Consider the following 6,671-nt stretch of genomic DNA (forward strand, 5'->3'; position numbering starts at 1 on the left):
CACCAGGCACCCGAACGGACTAATCCCAGGAGGGCTTTACGCCCCTGGTTTCGACGACACTTGTTTCTTAACGACGCGTCCTCGAAGGTTCACTTTCGTTCGTCTCTCGGATGCACACCTGCACGAGTTGTCCTCGCGCTTTTCTGCCAACGCTCACTACCACGGCTCTTTACCGCAGCAGCTTGGAGTGGTTTGAGACCTGCTCCTGAAAGCCGATCTCGAGGGGCCCACCCTCATCTATGACGCAGCTTCTCGCACAGTCATCAGTTCATTGCGAACCTCTCTCTGTGCTGCTGCAGCACACTAAAGCCCAGGAAATCAAAGCTCGTGTCCGGGTAATCTCCCCGTCAGTCCGCATCCTTGCAGTAGACAACCCGCGTCTTCTGCGGATGCAGCTCCAGCCCACATTGCGCAAAGCGGTCCCGCAGCTGGTCAACAAGCATCTGGGCACGGGCGAGGCTGTGACAGTGGCACACCGCATCGTCGGCATACCGTTCAAATGGTATATCCTCATGATGTCGCTGCATCCATTTGTCGAAGGCATAGTGCAAAAACAGATTGGCGAGGATTGGGCTGACCACACCACCCTGGGGTGTACCACGTGTCCGCAACTGCACCTCTCCATCTGGCATTTGCACCGGAGCCTTCAGCCAGCGCTCGATGTACATCACAACCCAGCGTTCGCTGATGTGGCGACGTACCGCCCTGAGTAGAAGTTCCCAGTCGATGTTATCAAAGAACCCTTTGATGTCGATCTCTACTACCCATGCATATTTCCAGCAGCGCTTACGCGTCTGCGCCAGCGCTTGCCGCGCCGATTTCCCCGGCCTGTAACCATAGGAATCCTCATGAAACAGCGGATCCACCACCGGCTCCACGACCTGCTTGATCACGGTCTGCGCGATTCTGTCCGACACGGCGGGCACGCCGAGCGGGCGAATCCCGCCCCCGGATTTGGGGATTTCCACACGTTTGACCGCCGGTGGCATGTAGCTGCCTGAAGCCAGCCTGTTCCAGAGCTTGTAGAGGTTGTTTCCCACATCCTCTTCGAACTCCTCGAGCGTCTGACCATCGACACCTGCCGCACCACCCTTGGCCTTCACCAGTTTGTAGGCCTCCCATACCTGACGCTTGCTTATGGGAAGCGGCTTTGCCGTTGCCTCCACGATCCTCCCGTTGACGTCGCCGCCCCCGGTTGTCGCCTCGGCTTCAGCTCGATGGGGCAAGCCCTTCGCTCCAGACCCGTTACGATCCTTCTTAGCTACTACGGCTTGCTCCGTCCCTGTACCCCGCATCGGTACTCTGGCGCTCATGGGGCCTCCATTTGCGCGTCTCCCTTCGCATCGGGGTGACAGGTTCCCACGTTCCACATGAGAGCCTGAATCGACTTCACGCCGCCTTCATGCCGGATGCCGCGCAGGCAGTCACCAGGCCGCCCCCTGCACTTGTCCCACAGTAACGACTCCCCCGTGGTTTCGACATCGTCTATACGCTTTCGACACATCATCAGCGGTTCACTCGCGTTCGTCTCTTCGATTCGTACCTGATCGGGTCTTGCCCGACCGTTTCCCATCTCGCGCACCACCACGTCTCTTTAACGCAGCAGCAGTGGGTGGTTTGGTGCCTGCGCCTGTACGCCGACACCGAGGGGCCAGCCCTCATCTCTCATGCAGCATGGCTGCTCAGAAGAATTGCTCCTCCTTCTTCGCGCCTTCGTGGCGCACAGTCGTCCGCGTAACGCACCATGTGCATCTTCAGCCTGGTCTGCTCCGCTTTTGGAAAATTCTTCGCAAGCATCGCCTCCAGACCATCCAGGCTCATGTTTGCCGCGACCGGTGAAATAATTCCGCCTTGCGGCACACCAGCCTCGGTCGGGAAGAGTTCGTCCTGATACACATATCCCGCCTTGAGCCACTTCTGCAGGATCACCTTGTCCGTGGGGATGTTGGCGACCATCCATGCGTGGCTGATCTCGTCGTAACAGGCCTTAATGTCGGCTTCCAGTACCCACTGTGCGCTGGCCTTTTTTGCGAGGACAATGAAGCACTGCGCCCCCGCGTCGGCTGTCGCGCGTTCCGGCCTGAACCCATATGAGTTCGGGTCAGCAGTGGTTTCCGCAATGGGTTCGAGCGCTAGCAAATGTAAAGCTTGCATTGCCCTGCACCGCATCACGGGGACGGTTAGCGCGAACTGCACCAGCGCTCAACGAGTATTTCGGATGGGCTGAGATCTGCCATCCATTCCATCCGTTAAAAGGTCAACGTTTTCCAGTACTGAAGACCCGACGCGTCGGCGGGGTTGATACGCTGCTTCTGGGTCATGCAGAGCGCGGCAGCTTCAGCATTGCCCGCGAATGGACCGACTGGGGCATGCCCTCTGTTGACGACGCGACCGGCGTCACCGCGTGCCGCTTCGATCTGGACATGCTGCTAGAGCTGATCGACCTGATCGACCAGCTTGCCGTTTCGGCCTCGAAGAAGTCATCCACCAAAGGAGCTTGATCAATGGATATTCTTGACCTAGTATCAGACCAGTTAGATACGTGGTCTGATCATGCAAGACACACCATCGTCGACCTTGCGCAGGCGTCGCGCCCAGTTGCTGCGGCAAATGCCGGCTTTGGACACGCTGCTCAGGGGCTCGCTCATCGAGCGCTACAAGCGCTGCGGCAAACCTGGCTGCAAATGTGCCGACGGTCCCGGCCATGGTCCCAAGTACTACCTGTCGGTGAGCTTTCCCGGCCGCCGGCCACAAATGGACTACGTGCCGCAAGACGATTACGCCGACGTCACCGAGCGCCTGGCGAACTATCACCAGGTTCGCGAGATCATCGAGGAGATCTGCGAGATCAACCGCGAACTACTGCGCCGCCGCGAGGCGATCTAAGGGACGTCGGTGAGCCAGACGCCATCGCTCACCGACTGCATCGATCCGCACCTGGCCGGCGTACTCATCGCCAACATGCTCGAGGCCTGGCTCACCGCCGGGTCCGCGCTGGAACCGAGTGAGGAGGCCGTCAATGAACCCCAAGATCACCCCGCAACATCTGGGCAAGCCGGCGTACATTTATATCCGCCAGTCGACGCAAGCCCAGGTGCTGCACCATCAGGAGAGCACCGAGCGCCAGTACGCGTTGAAGGACAAGGCGCTTGCATTGGGCTGGACCGAAACGGCGATCCGTACGCTGGACCGGGACCTCGGTCACTCGGGCGCGCAGATGACGGGCCGCGAGGACTTCAAGACGCTGGTGGCGGATGTCTCGATGGGGCAAGTGGGTGCAGTATTTGCCCTGGAGGTGTCACGCCTGGCACGCTCGAACCTGGACTGGCATCGCCTGCTCGAACTGTGTGCGCTCACTCGTACCCTCGTGATCGACTCCGATGGTTGCTACGACCCGGGCGACTTCAACGACGGCCTGCTTCTCGGTCTCAAAGGCACGATGGCTCAGGCCGAACTCCATTTTCTGCGCGGGCGCCTCCAGGGCGGCAAGCTCAACAAGGCGCAGAAGGGAGAGTTGCGCTTTCCGCTGCCAGTCGGCCTGTGCTATGACGGTGAAGACCGCATCGTCCTGGATCCTGATGACGAAGTGCGCGGCGCCGTGCAACTGGTATTCCGTCTGTTCCGCGAAACCGGTAGTGCGTACGCTGTCGTCCAGCGGTTCGCCGAAGACGGGCTACGCTTTCCGAAGCGCGCCTACGGAGGAGCCTGGGCGGGCAAACTCATCTGGGGACGACTGAGTCACGGACGTGTGCTCGGATTGATCAGGAATCCGTCATATGCAGGCATCTATGTCTTTGGGCGCTATCAGTACCGCCAGCGCATCACACCACAGGGAGAGGTGCTCAAGCGCGTGCAGCCGGTTCCGAAGACCGACTGGCGCGTCCATCTGCCCGGGCACCACGAAGGGTACATTACCCCGGAGGAGTTTGAGCAGAATCAGGCCCGCCTGGCGCGCAACCGGACGAACGGTGAAGGTACCCTGCTGAGTGGCCCGGCGCGCGAAGGGCTCGCGTTACTGCAGGGACTGCTGGTGTGCGGACGCTGTGGCCGGGCAATCACGGTACGCTACCAGGGTCACGGCGGCATCCGCCCGATCTATCTGTGCAGCAGGCAGCGCCACCAAGGTTTGGCGACCAGGGATTGCGTGTATGTGCGCAGCGACCTGCTCGACAACGTGATCGGCGAAGCGGTGCTCACGGCGCTGCGCCCGGCCGAACTCGAACTCGCCGTCGCTGCCCTGCAGGAGCTTGAGCACCGCGACCTCGCCATCATGCGTCAGTGGCACATGCGCATCGAGCGCGCAGAATATGAGACTGCCCTCGCCGAACGGCGCTACCAGGAGTGCGACCCCGCCAACCGGTTGGTCGCAGGCACCCTCGAACGACGCTGGAACGACGCGTTGCTTCGTCTCGAATCGATCAGGACGGAAGCCACCCAATTCCAGAGCCAGAAAGCGCGCGTCGTCACGGCTGAGCAGAAGGCCCAGGTCCTCGCATTGGCCCGCGATCTGCCACGCCTGTGGCGCGCTCCAACGACCCAGGCGAAGGAGCGCAAACGTATGCTGCGACTCCTCATCAAGGACATCACGGTGGAGAAATTGCTCGACCAACGGCAGCTCGTTCTGCATGTGCGCTGGCAAGGCGGCGTCTGCAACGACATCACTGTCAATCTGCCCAAGCCGCGCCCCGAAGCGATACGTTGTCCGGCGGCAATCGTCGAGCAGGTCCGCAGACTGTCGCAGCGGCTGTCCGATCTGCAAATCGTCGCACACCTCAATCAGGAAGGCCTGCGCAGCCCCCATGGCAAGCCTTTTACGCTCGCCATGATCAAATGGATCCGCTACAAGTACGCCATTCCAGCGACTTGCCTGATGCGCCCTGACGAACTCACCGTTCAGCAACTCGCCGGGCGCTTGCGGGTCAGCATGCACGTCGTCTATTACTGGATCGAGCGCCGTATCGTCGAAGCACGTAAGCTTGATGATCGGAGGGGGTGGTGGATTGCGCTGGACAGCACCAAGGAACAAGAACTTCGAGACTGGGTGCGTACTTCAGGGCACCTGAAGCCGCAACATTCCAACACTTAACTGTGAGAGGTGCATTATGAAATCACCGTCGGTATACCGAGCGGCCTCATTTTCCCGTTCTTCTTCGGTATCATTACCCGTCGAAGCGGCAGAGCCGAATAACCCCGTCTCTTCAACGACGCAATCGCGTTGGTCTTTGCCCCCGGTGTTTTCCAGATGACCTTGTCGACACCGGGGGTGTTCCTGCCTTTGTTTTCAGTCACCCGCTTGACGGCTAATGCCTTGCCGCTGAACGAGTGGGTCAGCAGCCATTGCAAGGCTTTCACCTTGTTGTGCTTGCCGGCCTGTGTCCACTTCACAATACGCGCTTGCAGCCGTCTTACCTGACGCTGGACATCGGCCCAACTGATGCCGTCCCATGTCACGCCGGAAGGCGCACACGCTAGTGTTGCTGCGTCCATTTGCTTCCCCTCCGTTAAGATGGTTCTACCTACTCTCTTGTGACGAGAGACCACGAGGAAGTCTGCCCGCTTTCGCGTGGGATGATGTTGCAACCCCTATCCATCCGATTACAGGATGGCGTTCGCTTTGTCCTCAATCCTTCGCCCGCATTGCCATGGGCAAGCCTTACGACCTGCTGTCCCCGAATATAGCGATACGGGATTTCCACGTTCCGCTCGCAAAAGTACGTCGACTTAGGCGCCTGCTATTGGCCGGGAAGCATATGGGTCACGACCGCGTAGCCTGAAAACGCTAGTCCCACTTCCATTACCTTTTGGTTCAAGCGTAAAAGCCATTTCCGCTTATTCTTGGTCACGACCTTTATCGCAGATTCACATGTGTTCGCCATATCGACTATCTGGCACTCATCCGGCTTATGGCTGCCAGAAGGGTACGCCTCTCGCGATTGATACCCCGCACCTCGCGGTGCTTTGTTACGTTGTCCGGTTCGCACTTGATTCAGAACCGTAGATTCATCCAGTGACATGGATGGTCCCTTCCTGGTGAAGTAGGGACAACTTCTACAAGCGACCTCGTGTCGCACTCAGACATCCAAGGTTAACAGCTTGCCGAGAAAGTAAACAGCCCCCTCAGGGGTTTTTGAACTGGCCTCTTAGGACCAGCCCTTTCAAGGTCTTTGCGCGGCAAACCTGGTAACCTGGCGACCTGTTCAAGGACGACGGGTACGAAGGGATGTTTGACGAGGTGATGAAGCGTTTCGAGCAGCAGGCACCGGTATGCGTGATGGCACGCCTGGCACTACAGAGAGCCATCGCGCCGCAATGGGTCGACGAGGTGTTTGCCGAGCACCGGCAACGGCAATATCCACGTGAATTACTGTTCTCGACGGTGGTGGAACTGATGACGCTGGTGTCGCTGGGACTGAGTCCGTCGCTGCACGCTGCGGCGACGCAGACGAAGCATCTGCCAGTGTCGCTGGCCGCGCTGTACGAGAAGGTCAACCGCACCGAACCCGCGATCCTGCGTGCCCTGGTACAGGGTAGCGCACAGCGTCTGGAGCCGGTGCTGGCGGCATGGCCATGCCAGGCCAGCCTGCCTGGCTGGCGTGTGCGTGTGCTTGATGGCAATCACCTGCCGGCCAGTGAGAAACGGCTGGCGGCGCTGCGTGAACAGCGGGGCGCCG

Annotated in this window: 5 protein-coding genes and 2 pseudogenes; 4 read left to right on the forward strand and 3 right to left on the reverse strand. The window is 59.7% G+C overall.

The window, feature by feature from the left end; translation table 11 throughout:
* Window positions 1-347: 347 nt before the first annotated feature.
* Both ltrA and KHO33_RS39630 read right to left on the reverse strand, forming a co-directional pair.
* Window positions 348-1,313, reverse strand: a complete 966-nt coding sequence (gene ltrA / locus KHO33_RS39625; RefSeq protein WP_234480912.1) for a group II intron reverse transcriptase/maturase — start codon at window positions 1,311-1,313, stop codon at window positions 348-350.
* A 412-nt stretch (window positions 1,314-1,725) separates the two neighbouring features.
* Window positions 1,726-2,184: pseudogene (locus KHO33_RS39630) on the reverse strand (reverse transcriptase domain-containing protein); the annotation flags it as partial.
* Here KHO33_RS39630 and KHO33_RS39635 point away from each other — a divergent pair.
* The 3 genes from KHO33_RS39635 to KHO33_RS39645 all read left to right on the forward strand — a co-directional run bounded on the left by KHO33_RS39635 (window position 2,091) and on the right by KHO33_RS39645 (window position 5,086).
* Window positions 2,091-2,501, forward strand: a complete 411-nt coding sequence (locus KHO33_RS39635; protein ID WP_200568164.1) for a Y4bD/Y4pK family protein — start codon at window positions 2,091-2,093, stop codon at window positions 2,499-2,501. The pseudogene KHO33_RS39630 and the gene KHO33_RS39635 overlap by 94 nt on opposite strands.
* Window positions 2,502-2,553: 52 nt before the next feature.
* A complete protein-coding gene (locus KHO33_RS39640; protein WP_200568165.1) occupies window positions 2,554-2,886 on the forward strand; it encodes a DUF6788 family protein in 333 nt (110 codons plus the stop codon).
* A 133-nt stretch (window positions 2,887-3,019) separates the two neighbouring features.
* A complete protein-coding gene (locus KHO33_RS39645; RefSeq protein ID WP_200568166.1) occupies window positions 3,020-5,086 on the forward strand; it encodes a recombinase family protein in 2,067 nt (688 codons plus the stop codon).
* A gap of 14 nt (window positions 5,087-5,100) precedes the next feature.
* Here KHO33_RS39645 and KHO33_RS39650 read toward each other — a convergent pair whose 3' ends face one another.
* Window positions 5,101-5,487, reverse strand: coding sequence for a reverse transcriptase N-terminal domain-containing protein (locus tag KHO33_RS39650; RefSeq protein WP_200568167.1), 387 nt, complete (start codon window positions 5,485-5,487; stop codon window positions 5,101-5,103).
* A 784-nt stretch (window positions 5,488-6,271) separates the two neighbouring features.
* Here KHO33_RS39650 and KHO33_RS39655 point away from each other — a divergent pair.
* A pseudogene (locus KHO33_RS39655) lies at window positions 6,272-6,671 on the forward strand (IS4 family transposase); the annotation flags it as partial.

Source organism: Paraburkholderia nemoris, assembly GCF_905221015.1.
Classification (GTDB): domain Bacteria; phylum Pseudomonadota; class Gammaproteobacteria; order Burkholderiales; family Burkholderiaceae; genus Paraburkholderia; species Paraburkholderia nemoris.

Bases quoted from the DNA above. Each gene is read 5' to 3' on its own strand.
- ltrA (WP_234480912.1), bottom strand. From the start codon at position 1,313: ATGAGCGCCAGAGTACCGATGCGGGGTACAGGGACGGAGCAAGCCGTA.
- KHO33_RS39635 (WP_200568164.1), top strand. From the start codon at position 2,091: ATGAGTTCGGGTCAGCAGTGGTTTCCGCAATGGGTTCGAGCGCTAGCA.
- KHO33_RS39640 (WP_200568165.1), top strand. From the start codon at position 2,554: ATGCAAGACACACCATCGTCGACCTTGCGCAGGCGTCGCGCCCAGTTG.
- KHO33_RS39645 (WP_200568166.1), top strand. From the start codon at position 3,020: ATGAACCCCAAGATCACCCCGCAACATCTGGGCAAGCCGGCGTACATT.
- KHO33_RS39650 (WP_200568167.1), bottom strand. From the start codon at position 5,487: ATGGACGCAGCAACACTAGCGTGTGCGCCTTCCGGCGTGACATGGGAC.